Origin of the sequence: Candidatus Enterococcus courvalinii (assembly GCF_017315945.1) — a bacterium.
Classification (GTDB): Bacteria; Bacillota; Bacilli; order Lactobacillales; family Enterococcaceae; genus Enterococcus_B; species Enterococcus_B courvalinii.
In genome coordinates this window covers 1-17,282 of the sequence record NZ_JAFLWI010000015.1, presented here as the reverse complement: position 1 = coordinate 17,282, position 17,282 = coordinate 1, and the positions used below count along the sequence as shown (strand labels likewise).

The 17,282-nt window shown below is 37.2% G+C and carries 19 protein-coding genes, 1 tRNA gene and 1 riboswitch; of the genes, 5 read left to right on the top strand and 15 right to left on the bottom strand.

Going from position 1 to position 17,282, the window contains the following annotated elements; all coding sequences use genetic code 11:
* Window positions 1-9 precede the first annotated feature (9 nt).
* The 8 genes from purK to JZO71_RS09375 form a co-directional block, all read right to left on the bottom strand.
* The gene (gene purK, locus JZO71_RS09410; RefSeq protein WP_176694876.1) at window positions 10-1,131 is read right to left on the bottom strand and encodes a 5-(carboxyamino)imidazole ribonucleotide synthase; all 1,122 of its coding nucleotides are present in this window, start codon (window positions 1,129-1,131) and stop codon (window positions 10-12) included.
* Window positions 1,124-1,636 carry a 5-(carboxyamino)imidazole ribonucleotide mutase gene (gene purE, locus JZO71_RS09405; protein ID WP_206899241.1) on the bottom strand — a complete coding sequence of 171 codons (513 nt, stop codon included), beginning with the start codon at window positions 1,634-1,636 and terminating at the stop codon, window positions 1,124-1,126. Before purE ends, purK begins: the two co-directional genes overlap by 8 nt.
* A 142-nt stretch (window positions 1,637-1,778) precedes the next feature.
* Window positions 1,779-3,086 carry a nucleobase:cation symporter-2 family protein gene (locus JZO71_RS09400; protein ID WP_206899240.1) on the bottom strand — a complete coding sequence of 436 codons (1,308 nt, stop codon included), beginning with the start codon at window positions 3,084-3,086 and terminating at the stop codon, window positions 1,779-1,781.
* A gap of 2 nt (window positions 3,087-3,088) precedes the next feature.
* Window positions 3,089-3,670 (bottom strand): xanthine phosphoribosyltransferase, encoded by a 582-nt coding sequence (locus JZO71_RS09395; RefSeq protein WP_206899239.1) that lies wholly within the window; start codon window positions 3,668-3,670, stop codon window positions 3,089-3,091.
* A gap of 124 nt (window positions 3,671-3,794) precedes the next feature.
* Window positions 3,795-3,892, bottom strand: a riboswitch (purine riboswitch).
* A 309-nt stretch (window positions 3,893-4,201) separates the two neighbouring features.
* Entirely contained in the window at window positions 4,202-4,885 is a 684-nt protein-coding gene (locus JZO71_RS09390) for a beta/alpha barrel domain-containing protein (protein ID WP_206899238.1), read from the bottom strand.
* A gap of 26 nt (window positions 4,886-4,911) precedes the next feature.
* Window positions 4,912-5,529 carry a glycoside hydrolase family 73 protein gene (locus JZO71_RS09385; protein ID WP_206899237.1) on the bottom strand — a complete coding sequence of 206 codons (618 nt, stop codon included), beginning with the start codon at window positions 5,527-5,529 and terminating at the stop codon, window positions 4,912-4,914.
* 8 nt (window positions 5,530-5,537) lie between these two features.
* Complete coding sequence (locus JZO71_RS09380; RefSeq protein WP_206899236.1) at window positions 5,538-6,380, bottom strand: D-alanyl-D-alanine carboxypeptidase family protein; 843 nt, start codon at window positions 6,378-6,380, stop codon at window positions 5,538-5,540.
* 22 nt (window positions 6,381-6,402) lie between these two features.
* Window positions 6,403-6,933 carry a hypothetical protein gene (locus JZO71_RS09375; RefSeq protein WP_206899235.1) on the bottom strand — a complete coding sequence of 177 codons (531 nt, stop codon included), beginning with the start codon at window positions 6,931-6,933 and terminating at the stop codon, window positions 6,403-6,405.
* Between the two features lie 164 nt (window positions 6,934-7,097).
* On the opposite strand from JZO71_RS09375, the gene JZO71_RS09370 reads away from it, so the two are divergent.
* Complete coding sequence (locus JZO71_RS09370) at window positions 7,098-8,063, top strand: Gfo/Idh/MocA family protein (protein ID WP_347401344.1); 966 nt, start codon at window positions 7,098-7,100, stop codon at window positions 8,061-8,063.
* Window positions 8,064-8,101: 38 nt separating this feature from the next.
* Here the strand turns inward: JZO71_RS09370 and JZO71_RS09365 are convergent, their stop codons facing one another.
* Window positions 8,102-9,067, bottom strand: coding sequence for an aromatic acid exporter family protein (locus tag JZO71_RS09365; RefSeq protein WP_206899233.1), 966 nt, complete (start codon window positions 9,065-9,067; stop codon window positions 8,102-8,104).
* Window positions 9,068-9,175: 108 nt separating this feature from the next.
* Here JZO71_RS09365 and JZO71_RS09360 point away from each other — a divergent pair, with 108 nt between their 5' ends.
* On the top strand, window positions 9,176-9,766 hold the full coding sequence (locus JZO71_RS09360) for an FUSC family protein (RefSeq protein ID WP_206899232.1): 591 nt from the start codon (window positions 9,176-9,178) through the stop codon (window positions 9,764-9,766).
* A gap of 67 nt (window positions 9,767-9,833) precedes the next feature.
* On the opposite strand, the gene floT is transcribed toward JZO71_RS09360, so the two are convergent.
* Window positions 9,834-11,327 carry a flotillin lipid rafts scaffold protein FloT gene (gene floT / locus JZO71_RS09355; protein ID WP_206899231.1) on the bottom strand — a complete coding sequence of 498 codons (1,494 nt, stop codon included), beginning with the start codon at window positions 11,325-11,327 and terminating at the stop codon, window positions 9,834-9,836.
* 13 nt (window positions 11,328-11,340) lie between these two features.
* On the bottom strand, window positions 11,341-11,865 hold the full coding sequence (locus JZO71_RS09350; protein ID WP_206899230.1) for an NfeD family protein: 525 nt from the start codon (window positions 11,863-11,865) through the stop codon (window positions 11,341-11,343).
* Between the two features lie 183 nt (window positions 11,866-12,048).
* Here JZO71_RS09350 and JZO71_RS09345 point away from each other — a divergent pair, with 183 nt between their 5' ends.
* Both JZO71_RS09345 and JZO71_RS09340 read left to right on the top strand, forming a co-directional pair.
* Window positions 12,049-12,729 carry a DNA/RNA non-specific endonuclease gene (locus tag JZO71_RS09345; RefSeq protein ID WP_206899229.1) on the top strand — a complete coding sequence of 227 codons (681 nt, stop codon included), beginning with the start codon at window positions 12,049-12,051 and terminating at the stop codon, window positions 12,727-12,729.
* An 8-nt stretch (window positions 12,730-12,737) separates the two neighbouring features.
* Window positions 12,738-13,100, top strand: coding sequence for a hypothetical protein (locus tag JZO71_RS09340; protein ID WP_206899228.1), 363 nt, complete (start codon window positions 12,738-12,740; stop codon window positions 13,098-13,100).
* Between the two features lie 76 nt (window positions 13,101-13,176).
* On the opposite strand, the gene nagA is transcribed toward JZO71_RS09340, so the two are convergent.
* From nagA to JZO71_RS09320, 4 genes are all read right to left on the bottom strand, one after another.
* Window positions 13,177-14,325: an N-acetylglucosamine-6-phosphate deacetylase gene (nagA, locus tag JZO71_RS09335; protein WP_206899227.1), complete on the bottom strand. Its 1,149-nt coding sequence runs from the start codon at window positions 14,323-14,325 to the stop codon at window positions 13,177-13,179.
* 75 nt (window positions 14,326-14,400) lie between these two features.
* Window positions 14,401-15,237 (bottom strand): helix-turn-helix domain-containing protein, encoded by an 837-nt coding sequence (locus tag JZO71_RS09330; protein WP_206899226.1) that lies wholly within the window; start codon window positions 15,235-15,237, stop codon window positions 14,401-14,403.
* Window positions 15,238-15,460: 223 nt separating this feature from the next.
* Window positions 15,461-16,678, bottom strand: coding sequence for a pyridoxal phosphate-dependent aminotransferase (locus JZO71_RS09325; RefSeq protein ID WP_206899225.1), 1,218 nt, complete (start codon window positions 16,676-16,678; stop codon window positions 15,461-15,463).
* Window positions 16,679-16,822: 144 nt separating this feature from the next.
* Window positions 16,823-16,999 carry a hypothetical protein gene (locus tag JZO71_RS09320; RefSeq protein WP_206899224.1) on the bottom strand — a complete coding sequence of 59 codons (177 nt, stop codon included), beginning with the start codon at window positions 16,997-16,999 and terminating at the stop codon, window positions 16,823-16,825.
* Window positions 17,000-17,130: 131 nt separating this feature from the next.
* Here JZO71_RS09320 and JZO71_RS09315 point away from each other — a divergent pair.
* Window positions 17,131-17,214, top strand: a tRNA-Leu gene (locus JZO71_RS09315).
* The last annotated feature ends 68 nt before the right edge of the window (window positions 17,215-17,282 follow it).

The window sequence follows — 17,282 nt, the reverse complement described above, 5'->3', positions numbered from 1 at the left end:
CTTTCTCCTTTAGTCCCAAATGTTGGTTTGATAGATTTCTTCTAGCGTTTCATGCGTATCTTCAGTCAAAATGGTGATATGACCCATTTTCCGTCCTTTTTGCGCTTGGCTTTTTCCATAAAAATGAAATTGCCAATCTGGCTTTTTCTCAATCAAACGATAACTTTCTAACAGCTGTTCGCCCAACACATTGACCATGACAGCGTCGCTTAGTAAGCGAATCTTACTTAATGGCCAACCACAAATACCACGAATGTGTGCATCAAATTGACTCATTGAACAAGCTTCAATTGAATAGTGTCCAGAATTATGTGGCCTTGGCGCTAGCTCATTGACATATAAGCCACCAGTCTTAGTCAAAAACATTTCGACACCTAAAACACCAGATAAATTCACTGCTTTTGCAACTACTTTTGCGATTCGCTCAGCTTCCTCCACTACTTCAGCAGGCACACGAGCTGGCGCAATTGTCTCATGCAAGATATTATTTCGGTGGACATTTTCCACCACAGGAAATGTTGTATACTCTCCTTGACCATTACCAGCCACCATAACAGAAATTTCTTTTTCAAAAGGAATCCACGCTTCCAACACACACGTTCCTTTTCGTAATAGATCCATTGCTGGTGCTAAGTCAGCACGACTATACAATACACATTGACCTTTTCCATCATACCCACCGCGCGTTGTTTTCAAGACACAAGGATAACCAATCCCGTCGATTGCATCTTGAATATCTGTTGGGCTCACAATTGTTGCATAAGGTGCGATCACAATATTATTTGTTTCTAAAAATGATTTTTCTAAGAGTCGGTCTTGAGTAATTGCCAACAAGTCCGTTCCTTGAGGAATAAATGATTTTGGTAAAATAGCATTAAGTGCTTCCACACTTACATTCTCGAATTCATAGGTAATGACATCTGTTCGTCTAGCAAGTTCTTCTAACGCAAAAGTATCATCATAGGAACTTTCGATATGCCAATCAGCTACCTGAGCTGCTGGGCAACCACTCACAGGATCTAATACGCCTACTTTAAAGCCCATTTCTTTTGCACTAATTGTCATCATTCGACCTAATTGACCGCCGCCGACAATCCCGATTGTTGATCCAGGCAGTAATGGTTTAACCAAGTTGATCACTACTTTCTATAACAGTTTCAGCCATCATTGAACGTCTTTCAGCCAATTTAGCTTCCAATTCTAAATCATACATTGAAAGCATCTGTATCGCAAGTAGTCCAGCGTTAATTGCGCCAGCTTTTCCAATTGCTGTCGTCGCTACTGGTACACCACCTGGCATCTGAACAATAGATAATAACGAGTCCAAGCCATTTAATGTTCGTGATTGGACAGGTACACCAATGACTGGTAATGTCGTCTGTGAGGCAACCATTCCTGGTAGATGGGCTGCACCTCCTGCACCTGCAATAATTACTTTAACTCCTCTTCCTCTTGCTTCTTTCGCAAATTGAAACATTAAATCTGGCGTACGGTGGGCTGATACAACTTTTTTTTCATATGAAACACCAAATTCATCTAACATATCACAAGCAAATTTCATTGTTTCCCAATCTGAAATACTTCCCATAATGACTGAAACTTCCACGATTTTTTTCCCCTCTCTGCTACAATACATTCATATTTTAACAACTGACTTTTCTAACGTCAAACAAAAATCGAATATTATAGAAGTATAAACATTAAACGTTCGTGTTTGTTTTTAGGTAAAAAAATAAAAGCAACAAAAACTAATTTTTTTGCTACTTTTATTTTTATTTTTATTTTTCGAATGCCTCTTCAATAATTGCTTCATCTTTTTTAATACCATTAAAAACCAAATTCAAAACAATCGCTGTAACACTGCTCATAACAATTCCGTTACCAGTGAACATTTGGATTGTTTCAGGAAGCTGTCCGAATAAAGAAGGCATGATGTTGAAACCTAATCCAAAACCAATTGAAACAGCAACAATCAATAAATTCTTATCATTGTCAAAATCGACATCTAATAACATACGAATCCCTTGCACCGCTACCATTCCAAACATTACTAACATCCCACCACCAAGTACAGGTTCAGGAATGATTTGAGCAATCGCACCAATTTTTGGAAACAGACCTAAGATAATTAAGAATGCAGCTGAAAAGTAAATTGGTTTTCTTGTTTTGATTCCAGATAGTTGAACTAACCCAACATTTTGAGAAAAACCAGTATAAGGAAATGTATTGAAGATCCCGCCTAAAATAACTGCTAATCCTTCAGCACGATAACCTTTTTTCAGCTCTTCTTCACCAACTTTTTTGCCAGTAATATCACCAAGTGCAAAATAAACACCTGTTGACTCAACCATACTTACGATCGAGATAATAATCATTAACAAAATTGACCAGATATCAAAGGTTGGTTTTCCAAAATAAAATGGTTGTGGTACATGGAACAACGGTGCTTGACCAATTGCGTCTAAGTTAATCATTCCCATCAAGCCAGCTAATAAACTCCCGCCAACTAAGCCAATCAATACAGCAATAGAGCGAATAAATCCTTTACCAAGCATTTGGACACCAACGATCAAGCCAATCGTTACAAAGGCCAACAATAAATTGGTTTTATCACCAAAATTTGTAGCCGCAGCGCTACCGCCACCCATTTTTTCAATGGCTACAGGGATCAAAGTCAAGCCAATGACTGTAATGACTGTTCCCGTTACAAGTGGTGGAAATAACTTTTTGATTTTAGAAAAGAACCCTGCAGCTAAAACCACAAAAATTCCAGATGCGATGATCGAACCATAAATTGCACCAACACCTTTGTCCGTGCCAATCAAAATCAATGGAGCTACTGCTTGAATTGCACAACCTAAAACAACGGGCAGACCAATTCCAAAGAAACGATTGACAGTCAATTGCAGTAAAGTAGCTAACCCACACATAAAAATATCAATTGAAATCAAGTAAGTCATTTGCTCTTGATTAAAGCCAAGACCTGTTCCTATCAGTAATGGTACAGCAACTGCTCCTGCATACATCGCTAATAGATGCTGTAACCCTAAGACTGCTGCTTTCCCATTTTGCGTTTCTTTTTCCAATGTTATGCATCCTCCTCAAGAAACTCAACTTGACCATCTGATAAGGAAGCGATACGTGCTAATGAAACAACACGCAAGCCCATTTGTTCAAGTAATTCTCGTCCATCTTGGAAAGATTTTTCAATGACAATTCCGATTCCTTCAACTTCTGCTCCAGCTTGTTGACATAACTCAATCAATCCTTTGGCAGCTTGTCCATTCGCCAAGAAATCATCGATAATCAAGACTTTATCATTTTCTGATAAAAATTTTCGTGAAATTGAAATCGTACTTGTTACTTGTTTGGTGAAAGAATAGACAGAAGCTGTTAAGAGTTCCTCGTCCATTGTTAAACTTTTTGCTTTTCTAGCAAAAATCATTGGTACGCCCAATTCTTTTGCAGCATATAAAGCAGGAGCAATTCCAGAAGCTTCAATCGTTACCACCTTAGTAATTCCTTGGTCTTTAAATACTTCTGCAAAACGTTGACCCATTTGTTCCATCAAAACTGGATCTACTTGGTGAGTCACAAAGCTATCAACTTTTAACACACCTTCACCCAATACACGCCCATCATTTTTGATGCGTTCAACTAATTCTTTCACTTTTTTTGCCCCTTTTCCTTAATTTTTTGTTCAATTAATAGCTTCTTCATCCACACTTCTATCATAAAAAATTCTGATATAGAAAAACACCCTTCTACTTTTTAAAATAAGCAAAAAAGGGTGTGTTGTCCACTCTTTTACTTATAGTCCAATTTTTACGGTATTGGCTAGAAACTGTCATCCATATTATGACGATATATAAGTAGGTATGTAGAACTGACAAGTCAGTAATATACAATAGCTTGATAAGATGTTTGAAGCCAGAGGAGTTGTTTTTTTAACAGGTTCCTCAGGTAAATCAATCATTTTTTTCTAAAAGTTTTCCTTTTAAACAAAATTCGATTGATTAAAGATTGAAAATAGTCTAACACTACTTACTGAAACTGACAATGTGCTTTCAATAAAAATTTTCTAAAATCTAATCTTTTTTCATCATTTTCATGGTTTGTTCGTCTTTTTAGTCACTTTCATCTAAAAAAAAAAGAAAAACGCGAAACAATTTTATTTGCTACGCGTTTTACAAGTTTTCTTTTATTCTTGATGATTTTCTTTTTCAAGCTGACGATACTTATCCATTTTCGCACTGAATAATTCACCGTTAGTTGGTGGTGTATAAGTGATAGCGTTCGCTCCAGCCTCGATTGTTTCCAAGATACTTTCTTCTGTGGGACCACCTGTTGCAATAATTGGTAGTTCTGGATACTTTTCTCGGAAATAACGAACAGTTTCTGCAGTTTCCTTACCAGCACTAATGTTGATGATTGAAATGCCTGCTTCTAACTTTTCATCAAGCTCTGTATATTTAGAGGTCACCGTGCTGACCACAGGAATATCAACGATTCGACAAACTTCTTGAACCGTTTCTAATGGTGTTGGTCCGTTTAAGACAACTCCTAAAGAACCTTGCGCTTCAGCAAACATACTCATATAAGCAGAACGAGCTCCTTGCGTCAAACCGCCACCCACACCAGAAAATACCGGAATGTCCGCAGCTTCAATAATACTTTTTGTTATTGCTGGGTGCGGTGTAAAAGGATAAACGGCGATTACTGCATTCGCATTCGTGTTTCTAATAATCGCAATATCCGTTGTAAAAATAATTGATCGAATTTTTTTACCAAAAACTTTAATTCCACTTGCTTGTAAAATAACTTCTGGTACACGAACAATATCTTTCCTTAATTCTGTCATGATTTCAGGAACAAATTCTGCCATCCTGCCACTTCCTCTCCGCGTTATCGTTATCTACGATCATATTGATCAAGATGATAAGTCTCAATTACTTGAATAATCTTTTGTGCATAGGTAGGATCTGTTGCATATCCCGCATCTTGTAAGGCTTGCGAAGCTTCTTGGTAATTACTTGCTGTGATCACTTTTTCGTACAAAGCTGGATTCCAATCAACTCCTTGGACAAACAGTTGCGTATGATCGTCCATGGATTCTTCCCATGTATCATATACACGGAATTCACCTTGAATCGTAATCCATGCTTCATTGACATATTCTTTCGTTTCAAGACTAACTTTTTTTTGATCACCGTATGCTTTGATTCCAAATAAATTTTTGTATTCGCTCGCTAACGTACTTTTTCCCCAATTCGATTCCAGAATCGCTTGTCCTAGAATAATACTTGGCAAGATCCCGTAAGCATTTTGTAATTCTTGTGCATGAGGAACAAGTTGTTGGACAAATTCCTGATGAGATTGTGCTTCTTGCTCGGCCGAATGATCGACAAGGGGCGTCATTAATCCTCTTAAAGAAGCAAAAAAGGCAAATAAGATGAGCAAACTACCTGCCAATAAAACGATGAAGCGTGCTTTTTTCCGTCGACGACTTTTGAATTTTTTAATTGCCATCTATGTTCCTACTTTTCATTTAATTCGTTCAAATATTCTTCTAACGTCAACTGATTTTTCGTGATATATTCAGCACTTTCTTTCCCTACATAACGAAGGTGCCAAGGTTCATAAGTGATTTTTGTAATATCCTCACGATTTTTTGGGTATCGAACAATAAAGCCATATTTAGCACAATTTTCTGCAATCCATTTTGCTCCTGGTTGATCACCATAACTTGCTTCCAAAACAGTTGAAGGATAATTGTTGTACCAATCCTCATCCACTACGTCGACAGCTAAACCCGTGTGGTGTTCACTATAACCTGGCTCAGTAATCGTTTGTTTCGTGATTTTTGTTGCTGCGTCTTCAGTAATTCCTTGTTGTGCCATTACTTCTTGGACATGTTGCGCGAATACTTGCTCTTGTGATGTTACTGAACGAAATGCTGAAACCATAACAAGTGGATAACCAGCATCTTGAGCTGCCTGGGCAAATTCTTGATAATCAGATTCAATTCTCTTGTCAATCAAATAACCATTTGATAATGCTGTTAATTGACTTGATTCATCGACTTCGGTTTCCAACTTATTTTCTGGTCCAACCAATACTAACTTCCAGTCATCCGGACTAACATCAGGTAATTCTGCTGTCGTCTTTGTCTTTGTCTTTTGTTTACTTTTTTCCGTTGTTGATGAACTTTCAGTCGTATCGGTAATACTGGCAAGCCCTTTTTTAGGACTTTTAGCAGCTTTTTTTACTTCTGTTTGTCTTGTCGCCTCAACTTCGCCAGCATTATGGTCTGACATAAAAATGTAGCCCATCGCGCCAATCATAATAATGACTGAAGCAAAACCTAAAATTTTCTTCACTTAAAAAATCCTTTCATTCCCCTTAATACTCAGCGTTTCCTTCGTGGACATAGGTTTCTTCAAGATTTTCATTCACCCAGTCTAAAAGTTCCACTTTCTCGCCTTCGATTTGTTGTTGAATATCCGCTGGCAATCGGAAATTCAAAATATCGTCATAGCCCCATTCATCATAGTGAATACTCACTTTCAAGTCAAGGTATCTGCTAGGATGTTGTTCATTTTTTAACGGGATCAATTCAACGTCAGCAACACCACTGTGTAACCACTTCTGGGCAATTCGTGTCTTGATTTGTTTGTACTCTGCAACAGCAATCGTTCTTTTTTCTGGAAAAATAATTGTTTGTCTTAAAATTTTTTGAGTCAACATCCATTCATAATCCGTAAAAAGGTTTTTTACTTTTTGCATCGCTTCAGATGGTAAATTCTTTTCACCTTTTTTCCATGCGTCCCATTCTTTTTTATCGATTAGTAGGTACTCGTCTAAGAAAAATTGCTCTGATTCAAATTGTTCTAATAACACACTTATAATAAGGTCAATATATACTTGATGCATCCGAATCCCCTCCTCATTTTATTTTACTTAAATTCAGAAAAAAAATCATCTTTTTCACTGCGCCTTCAACTTTTTTTATCGATTAAACACTTTTTCTTAACATCAAAGCAAACTTTGCTATACTTAATAAGTAAGCTGCACCTATTTAACTATCGAAAAAGGAGATATCTCTCATGAAAAAATATCAATGGGGAATTATCGGCTTAGGAACGATTGCAAAAGAATTCGCTGAAAATTTTAATCAAAATTCAAGCAAATTAACTGCAGTTGCTTCTCGTTCACTAGCCAAAGCGCAAGCATTTGCAACAGATTATGGGATTGAAAAAGCTTATGGAAGTTATCAAGATCTTCTGGCAGATGACGAGATTGATATCATCTATATAGCGGTGCCAAATCGTCAACACATTTCACATATTTTAGCAGCGTTAGAAGCAGGAAAACATGTTTTATGCGAAAAAGCAATTACAATGAATACTGCAGAGTTATCTGAAGCAATGAAGCTAGCAGAGGAAAAAGGATTAATTCTTGCTGAAGCAATGACCATCTTTAACATGCCTCTTTATCAACGTCTTCATTCACTAGTAGATAGCAAAAAATTAGGTAAGTTAAAAATGATCCAGGCTCCTTTTGGTAGTGCAAAAGAACCAGATCCTACTAATCGTTTTTTCAATCCAGATCTGGCCGGAGGTGCTTTGCTTGATATTGGCACTTACGCGGTTTCGTTTGCACGCTTCTTTTTAACCGCTCAACCAGAAGTAATTGCTTCGACTATGATTCCTTTTGAAACAGGTGTTGATGAACAATCCGTTACGATTTTACGAAATGATCAGGACGAATTAGCAACTGTTAGCCTAACTTTCAGAGCAAAAATGCCTAAAGTTGGGATCGTGGCTTATGAAAATGGCTACATTACAATTACAGATTATCCACGTGCAGATCGTGCCGAAATCACTTATGTCGATGGTACAAAAGAATTTATCGAAAGTGGCAGCACTTCACAAGCTTTAAATTATGAAATTGCCAACATGATACAGATGATCGAAGGTGAATTACCTAATCGCTCACTTTATTTAACCAAAGATGTCATTGACATTTTGGATCAAATGCAAATGCATTGGCAAAAAGCTTAACAATTCAAAAAGGTCAAGACAGAGTTGTCTTGACCTTTTTATATGTTACTTTGTTGGTTTTGCTGGGCAAATTCTGCTTTGATTTCAATAAAACTTTTAAATGATTGTAAAAACTGAAATAGCTCTGCACGGTTCTCAAATTCTGCTCGTTTTTGTGGTAAAGGCATTTGTCGATATTCAGCATAGACTTCATGGATTCTTTTCATAATGAGCGTACCATCGTTTTCTTCAGCGAATGTTTCAGCTGTGTAAATTAGTAGGCCATAAATTTGCTCACTATATGGATTTGGTGACTCAATTCGCTCTAAATTCTGGATCATATTATTTAGCACATTCAATTGTGCTCGTCTCATTGAAAAATACGTTTCATAATACCCTTCTTGTCTGACCCAATCATTTTCATGATGATTTCGAGCCTCTAACTGACTTGTTCGAATAAACGCTAATAATTGTTGGCAATCTTCTTCGATATGTCGTTCTTTCTTTTCTTTTAATAATGAATCAGCCATTTCTTGTAACAGCTGGCGAAATTCAACCTCAATCACTAATTGATTTTCTTGGAGCCGCTTTTCGGCATTAGGCATGTAAATATTTGCTATTAAAGCTAAGCCTACGCCAATCACCATCAATCCTAATGCATTTATAATTAGTGGTATCGCCATGCTTCGCTCAACTAGATACTGCGTAACCAAAACAGAGTTCACTACGATTCCCTCAGTTAACTTAAATTGAACTGCTAGCGGAATAAAAAGAAGCAAAAATAAGCCGAACCCAATTGGAGAAAAACCAAGGAACTTAAAGCTAAAAAAAGCAACGACCGTCGCTAAAATGAAAGCAATGAAACGATCGACACCCGTCATTATCGTCGACCTTCTCGTATTGCCAACACTCAAAACGGCGATAATCCCGGCTGAAGGCCAATAAAGTAAAGGCAAGCTGCTGGCAAGCAGCATCGCGAGTGTTGCACTAATTACCGTTTTTATCGTTCGCATACCAATCCGCATACATTTCCCCCTTTTTTCATCCAATTATACTAAACCTCTACGCTAAAAACTAGCAAACACGCAGAAGATTCGTTATGATTAAAAAAAGGGATTAAAGGAGAAAAAGTTATGCAAATCGGTCGTTTCCGCCTCGGTATGCGGACTATAAAAAGTGCACTAGCTGTTTTCATCTGTATGTTAGTTTTTCACTTCTTTCAGCGAGGCAATCCTTTGATTGCTGCGCTGTCAGCCGTTTTTTCTTTACGTCAAGATTTAACATCTACTGTTTCATTTGGCCGCTCTCGGGTCATTGGGAATTCCATTGGCGGTGTTTTAGCTATCATCTTTTTCTTCATTAAACACTACTTTCACAATGATTTTTTAGTTGAATTATTCTTGTTACCTGTGTTGGTCATCGTAACCATTGTCGTTTCAGATGGTATTGACAACAATTCTGGAATCATTTCGGCTATTTCTACTTTGTTAATGATTTCTTTAAGTATTCCACAAGGTGAATCCACGCTCTACGCATTACAACGAGTATTCGATACCTTTATCGGAACCTTTATCGCTCTAGGAATCAATTTTATTCTCCGACCACCAGAAGATGAGAAGAAAAAGGAATTGGCTGAAGACTTAGTCGAGTTACAAAAAAAGGAGCGTACTTTACGAAAAAACTTAGTAGAAATTGAAAAACAAATCGAGAAACAAAAAAAATAAACACTCGTCCACAAAAAGACCACTGTAAAATGATTGAACATTTTGCAGTGGTCCTTTGATTAATTAACTATATTTCGTCACTATTTGTTGGTTTTGAGTCGCCTTCATACAAATTTACTTGACTTGAAGTCCCTTTTGTTGAAAGGTTTTCAATAATTTCTTTTAAATCCAAACCTGTTGTTGCTTTCAATGTTTCTTGCGTGGATGCTAATAAGTTTGTTGCATATCCTGTTACTCGATTCGCTCCACCATTTTCACCAGATCCACTTCCTGTGTCAACAACAGAAATTTTTTCAATATTTCCTAGTGGTTGTGCTGCTTCACGCATCAATTGTGGTAACATTTCGATCACCATGCTTAACACGGCAGCTTCACCGTATTCTTTAAAGGCATCAGCAATTTTTTGTTTTGCTTCGGCTTCAGCTTTCCCTTTTGCTAAGATTGCTTCGGCTTCGGCTTGACCAGCCAAACGAGTTTGACTTGCTTGCGCCTCTGCTAAAGCTTCCACTCTAAAGCGTTCCGCCTCTGCTTCCGTTACTTCTTTTACTTTCTGTGCTTGTGCTTCTTGTTCCTTCGCATAACGGTCTGCGTCTGCTTTTTTCTTCACTTCAGAATCGTATTGTTTTTCTCGACGTATGATTTCTTTTTCTTCTAATTCAATTTGTTTTTGTCTTTCAACAACTTTCATTTGCATTTCTTGCTCAATAACTTGTTGTTGTGCACGGGCACTTTCTAAGTTATATGCTTGGTCTGCTTTCGCTTTAGCAACATCTTGTTCTTGTTTGTAGGTTGCTAATTTTAATTCTTTTTCTTTTACTGATTCAGCGATTTCTGTTTGTCGTTGTAATTCTGCAGCTTGTGATTCTTTTTCAGCTTGTGCTTTTTTGATTCGTGTTTCTTTCAATGCTTCGGCTTCTGCGATTTCTGCATCTCGCTTCACTTGAGCAATTCTTGGCTTCCCTAATGAATCAAGATAGCCGTTCTTGTCGCGAACTTCTTTGATCGTAAATGACACAATGATCAGACCCATTTTTGCTAAATCAACAGAAGCAACTTCTTGAACACTTTGACTGAATTTGTCACGATTTTGATAAATTTCTTCTACTGTCATCGAACCCAAGATTGAACGTAAATGACCTTCAAGAACTTCTCTCGCTTCATTTTCTAGTTCGTCGGTTGTTTTTCCTAAAAATTGTTCTGCTGCTGTGGCAATTTCCTCCACAGATGAACCGATTTTAATGATCGATGTTCCATCACACATAACAGGTACACCTTGTTCTGTGTATACTTCTGGTGTAGAGACATCCAACTTACTAGAAAGTAAACTAATTCGGTTAGAACGTTGGAAAACAGGTAGAACAAATGCCCCACCACCACGGACTATTTTGATTTTATTATTACTTTCGTCAGTATGGACATTTTTCTTTCCTAAATAGCTACCACTGATAATTAACGCTTCATCGGGTTTTGCTGTCTGATACTTTGATACGAAAACGATTAAAAGCATCAATAGAATAAAGATAACAATTGCAACTGATAAAAAAGCTCCTGATATAACCATTCAACACACTCCCTTAAGATTTTAGCATTCCGTCATAAGGTATGACGTAACATACTCTGTCTTTCACTTCGATAATCAACACTTTTGTTCCTCTTTGAGCCATTGTTTCCTGTTCTGTATAAAAACAAGCTGGTCGATTGATTGACCCTGTTACACTTTGAATTTGTATTTCGCCCATTCCTGTGATTGGAATTGGTGTAACAACTTGTGCAACTTGTCCCTCTAATGTTTTTTCGGACGAAGATAATGTTGCTTCTGCATTCTTCATTGGCATCAAAATATAAAAATTTAGTAAAAATACCAATACGCTTGAAATGGCAGCACTAATCACAAAAATCAAAACTGACGACCATTCAGTTAAGCTTTCGCCTAAATAACCAAATAGACTTGTAAATGCTAACCAAGGTACTAACAGCATTGGATCTAGCGGGCCATCAAAATCAAAAATATCGCCAAAAACAACTAAAAGAACTGCGATTCCGGCACAAATAAGTAGCGTATACCAATAAATCGTTTCTAATGCGATCCCCCCAAACATAAAGCGCCTCCTTTTATCTCCTATCATACCAATTATCAATAAGTGTGTACACCATATTTTGTGACTGAAAATCGGTACTTTATGACTTCAAGACAGCACTTTACGACTTTTCACTGTCACTAGTAATAAATTTTACTGTTCTAAACAATCTATTTCACCTATACTGAAAAGCGAGGTGAAAAAATGAAAAATATGAACAAACTTTTAGGTACACTACTTACCTTATTGATCGTAGGAGTTGCTAGCTGGCTGGGATTGGATCTAACTTCTTCAAATGATCCATCAACACCTTCTTCTGCTACGCAAGAGCAGGTAACCCAACAGCATACACAAAATGAATTACCAACTAAAGAAGATCTAGCTCCTACTGGAAATAATTCTGGTCCAAAAGAATTAGGTCATGCGACTTTTTCAGCAGATGAGTTAAAAGACAACCAGAATGGTTGGATTACCTACCACTCTCTTGATCGTCTTAACCGTCCTACAGGTGCGGACGCACTAATCAAGAAAAAAATGATCAATACTGGTACTGGTGCCAACCGAGAAATTCGTCCACCGGGTTTTGTTTCTGGTCCAAAATATGATCATTCAAGAGGTCACTTGATTGCTAAACAGTTTGGTGGAAGTGGTGATGAAAAAAAGAACTTAGTCACCCTTTATCAATTTCCAGTTAATGATCCGTACATGAATTATTATGAATTAGAAATTCGACAAGCACTTAACAAAGGTGAAACCATTCGCTATCGTGTCACACCAAACTACACAAAAAATGAATTGATTCCAGAAAGTGTAACGCTCGAAGCCCAAGGACTGAGTCCAAATACAACGATCAACTTCAAAGTTGAAATTCCAAATCAGAAGTAGGTGATTCTATGTTTGAAATTCTGCGTAACCAAACATTAACTAAAACGATCGCATGGCTTCAAGAAGAAAAAGTCGAAACGATTGGCGAATTAGTGCTTTTCCCATCTACAGACTATCTGCAAAAAAGTCTAGCCGCAACGCCATCTGTTTTAACGATAACTCCCACTGAGTATCAGCAGATGCTCGACCATTACGAATTAGTTGCTCGCACAATTGATGGTGACTATCTCTTAGCAAGTGAGCAAGAGGTAATCATGATTCCTCATTCTCATGTCAAAGAAGATATTTTGTATTATGACAACACATTTTCTTCTCTCATAATAAAGTATGCAAATTCTAAAAATTCGATTGAAACTTTTTTCAAAAAATAAATATTCCAAATAAAAACAAAAAAGGTGAAACAAAACGCATGTACGTTTTGTTTCACCTTTTTTTCTTAAAAGATTTTTATGCGTGGTAACGTTCCACACCATCTAAATAAGTTGCTTCAAGTGACATATCAGGATTCAATACGATAAAGTCTGCATCGCGTCCTTGAGCGATTTTCCCACAAGAATCATCAATCTTACAGCTGATTGCTGGTACTAAACTAGCCATCATAACTGCTTGTTCTGGTGTTGCGATTCCCCAGTCAACAACGTTTTTGATTGCTTCTTTTAGTCGTAAAATACTACCAGCTAGGTTACCTGATTCTAAACGAGCTGTTCCTTCTGCCACAACTACGGGGAATTCTCCTAGATTGTAATTTCCATCTGGCATTCCGCCTGCCATCATACAGTCAGTAATCAACGCAACATGGTCGTGACCTGCTTTTTCCATCAAAATTTCAGCAGCATTCGGATGCACATGATGCCCATCACAAATTAGTTCTGAGAAGACATGTTCTAATGATAACAATGCACCAACCATACCTGGTTCACGATGATTCAATCCGCGCATTCCGTTGTAAGCATGAACGAAGACACTAGCTCCTGCTTCCACTGCTTTTTGAGCTTCGTCAATTGTTGCGTTACTGTGTCCTAATGAGACAACAACACCTTCATCTGTTACTTGTTTAACGAAATCTTCTACACCATGACGTTCAGGCGCTAAAGCGATTTTTTTAATTAATCCACCTGAAGCTTCTTGCCATTCATGGAAAGTATTCAAGTCTGGATCACCAAAGTAACTAGGGTTTTGGGCACCTTTATGTTCTTCTGTAAAGAAAGGTCCTTCAAAGTAAATTCCTTTGATTTTTGCTCCTGGAGCTTCTTGGTACATTTTTCCGATTGTTTCTGCTACATCTTTCAAGCGTTCTTTACTTGAAGTCAAGGTTGTTGGTAAGAAAGAAGTTACTCCACAAGATAATAATCCTTCAGACATAACTTTGATACCTTCAGCATCATTATCCATTACGTCGTGATTCATGTACCCATGAATGTGTGTATCAACTAAACCAGGTGCAATCCATTTACCACTTTGATCAATTACTTTTGCTTCTCCATCTGGTAATTCTTGTGAATACACACCAAATAGTCCATCCGTAATTTCTAGGTAACCGGCATTTTTTACACCTGACGATAAAAAGAATTTGTCAGCATAAATAAAAGTTCTCATTCTAACTCGCTCCTTTGATTTTCTACCCTTAAGGTACTCTTATTTCTATCAAAAGTCAATAATGGTCTACACCATTTATGAGTTTTTTGAAATCTTTCGAACAGCTTGCGCCAATTCTTCATAAAAAGCTGCTTTTTGTGGTTCATCTTTCTTTTTATAAATCAAACTTTTTAGTGCAAACAAATCATTTAAAAAGTAATAACTGTTTTTTTCTTGTGTCCAACGAATACCTCGATTAACATGCTCAAGTGCCACATCAATTTCTCCTTGTTGAAATAAAAATGTGCCATAGTTATAAAAGATTTGTGACAATTCACTTTTGACGCGTGTCTCAACTGATTGTTGAAAAAGTTGGATACTTTTACTCAAATAATAGCGTGCTTCCGTTGGTCTTCCTGCAACCCCATAGATCTTACCAATTGCACTAATCAACTGAACTTCCGTATCAGAAACATGCACATGGTCACTATGACTCGAATAAGTCAATGCTTCTTTTAAGTAGCAGACTGCTTGGGAAATATTTTTTTCTAGATAAAATTCACATACACCTAGATAGTAATAGTAACGTTGGTAATCAGCGTCTGAGTAAAGACTACTTTTGACTTCATTATTTTTCAAAAGCTGTGCTAATTTGCGATAGTCACGCCTTTGAAAGTAAAAATCCAATAAGTCTAACTGTTGTAAATTTTTACGAATATCTCCATGTGACAGTGTCATCACATGATCAATGGTCACACCCAACCGTTGACAAATTTGTGCCATTACCAGAACATTTGGCAATTCTTCATTATTTTCAATTCTGCTTAAAACACTTTGAGAACAAATACCTTGAGAAAGCATTTTTTGTGTCATGTTTCGTTCTTTTCGTATTGTCTTGATAATTGTCCCAAAGGAATCGACAAACGTTTCCATTATGTATCCTCCCAAAAATATGCGCACTCGCATGATATCAGTATTTTACTTTACGAATGAGTAAACTTCAAGAAAAGGGCTGTTTCATCTTTTCTTGGGAAAGAAAATTACTCACTTATTTTTTGCTAACTTTTTTCACAACAAAGAAAAAGCTGCGACATTTTCAATGCCACAGACTTTTCTAAACTGTTTGGCTAGCAAAACAATTCACTAAGAATTGTCATTATTTTTGTTGATAAGTCGTCAAAAATTCTCGCATTTTCCCAGCCATGACCTTCAAATCATCTAATTTTGGTAAATAAACGATTCGGAAATGGTCAGGTTGATGCCAATTGAATCCGCCACCGTGAACAAGCAAAATATGGTGCTCATGCAAGAAATCAAGTACAAACTTTTCATCATCAAAAATATTAAAACGTTTTGTATCAATTTTGGGAAAAATATAAAATGCTGCTTTAGGTTTCACTGCTGATAATCCCGGAATATCATTGATTGCATTGTAGACATATTCTCTTTGTTCGTAAATCCGACCACCAGGTAGCAATAATTCATCTACGCTTTGATAACCACCCAAAGCAGTTTGAACGATTTGCTGGGACAAAACATTGGAACACAAGCGCATTGAAGACAACATATTTAAGCCTTCAATATATCCTTGAACTCGCGACTTGTCTCCGCTAAGTACCATCCACCCTACGCGGAAACCTGCTACTCGATGAGATTTTGAAAGACCATTTAGCGTCACAACAAATAAGTCTGGCGCTAAAGTCGCAATGGAGATATGTTCTAACCCATCCATTACTAAACGATCGTAAATTTCATCTGAATAAATGATTAAATCATTTTGACGAGCAATCTCAACAATCTCTTCTAATAGCTCTTTAGGATAAAGAGCACCTGTTGGGTTGTTTGGATTGATAATTACGATTGCTTTCGTGCGGCTAGTGATCTTGGCTTTGATGTCTGCAATATCTGGATACCATTCCGCTTCTTCATCACAAATATAATGAACTGGATTTCCTCCTGCAAGTGCAATGGATGCTGTCCACAAAGGATAATCTGGCATTGGTACTAACACTTCGTCACCATTATCTAACAGTCCTTGCATACACATAGAAATCAATTCGCTAACACCATTACCTGTATAAATGTCATTAATCGTGACATTAGGAAATTTTTTTAATTGACAATATTGTTGAATCGCTTTTCTTGCAGAAAAAATTCCTTTTGAATCAGAATACCCTTCTGATTCACGCACATTCATAATCAAGTCACGAATTACTTCATTGGGTGCTTCAAAACCAAATGGCGCAGGATTTCCCGTATTCAATTTCAAGATGCTGATTCCTTCTTCTTGCATGCGGTCTGCTTCTTCAAGAACTGGGCCACGTACATCATAGCTGACACCTTCTAATTTGTTGGACTTTTCAAATTCTCTCATCTTCTTCGATCCCTCATTTCAAAAAGTTAGAAACTTCTGACTATATCATCGATAGTTATTTACCAAGTTATCCAATATCATACTCTATCACGTATAAATATACCAGCAAATTTCAAGAAATCTACTTTATAAACTTTGATTCTTTTACTCATCTTTCTTTTTATTTTGCTGATAATCATTCCACAAATTAGCACCCCAATCCATTGCCACACCACAAACAACTCCAAGCATTAAGCCAAATAAAAGATTTCCTTTTGCTAGCCCAATTAAAAGTCCGGCTATCATTCCTAGTCCAGAAAACTCACCATCATATTTTTTCATTTGCTTTCCACTACTTTCTATCTTGACATCTGATGCAATCATCGCTATGATTATTTTGTTATTTATTTTGCAGACGTGATGGAACGGCAGACATGCCGTTTACCGTTAGTAGTCTTGCATTTCTATCTTAGGCAGGTGTGTTGGAATTGGCAGACAAGTACGATTGAGGGTCGTATGAGCGTTCGCTCGTGTGGGTTCGAGTCCCATCACCTGCATCGCTGAGAAATGGATCTTTGTGGATCCTTCTTTTTTATTATATAGCAAAAGCAACAAGAAAAGGTCG

Coding starts and splice junctions, on each gene's coding strand:
- purE (WP_206899241.1), bottom strand. CDS start 1,636: ATGTATTGTAGCAGAGAGGGGAAAAAAATCGTGGAAGTTTCAGTCATT.
- JZO71_RS09390 (WP_206899238.1), bottom strand. CDS start 4,885: ATGGCAGAATTTGTTCCTGAAATCATGACAGAATTAAGGAAAGATATT.
- JZO71_RS09385 (WP_206899237.1), bottom strand. CDS start 5,529: ATGGCAATTAAAAAATTCAAAAGTCGTCGACGGAAAAAAGCACGCTTC.
- JZO71_RS09375 (WP_206899235.1), bottom strand. CDS start 6,933: ATGCATCAAGTATATATTGACCTTATTATAAGTGTGTTATTAGAACAA.
- JZO71_RS09365 (WP_206899233.1), bottom strand. CDS start 9,067: ATGCGGATTGGTATGCGAACGATAAAAACGGTAATTAGTGCAACACTC.
- JZO71_RS09360 (WP_206899232.1), top strand. CDS start 9,176: ATGCAAATCGGTCGTTTCCGCCTCGGTATGCGGACTATAAAAAGTGCA.
- floT (WP_206899231.1), bottom strand. CDS start 11,327: ATGGTTATATCAGGAGCTTTTTTATCAGTTGCAATTGTTATCTTTATT.
- JZO71_RS09350 (WP_206899230.1), bottom strand. CDS start 11,865: ATGTTTGGGGGGATCGCATTAGAAACGATTTATTGGTATACGCTACTT.
- JZO71_RS09345 (WP_206899229.1), top strand. CDS start 12,049: ATGAAAAATATGAACAAACTTTTAGGTACACTACTTACCTTATTGATC.
- JZO71_RS09340 (WP_206899228.1), top strand. CDS start 12,738: ATGTTTGAAATTCTGCGTAACCAAACATTAACTAAAACGATCGCATGG.
- nagA (WP_206899227.1), bottom strand. CDS start 14,325: ATGAGAACTTTTATTTATGCTGACAAATTCTTTTTATCGTCAGGTGTA.
- JZO71_RS09330 (WP_206899226.1), bottom strand. CDS start 15,237: ATGGAAACGTTTGTCGATTCCTTTGGGACAATTATCAAGACAATACGA.
- JZO71_RS09325 (WP_206899225.1), bottom strand. CDS start 16,678: ATGAGAGAATTTGAAAAGTCCAACAAATTAGAAGGTGTCAGCTATGAT.
- JZO71_RS09320 (WP_206899224.1), bottom strand. CDS start 16,999: ATGAAAAAATATGATGGTGAGTTTTCTGGACTAGGAATGATAGCCGGA.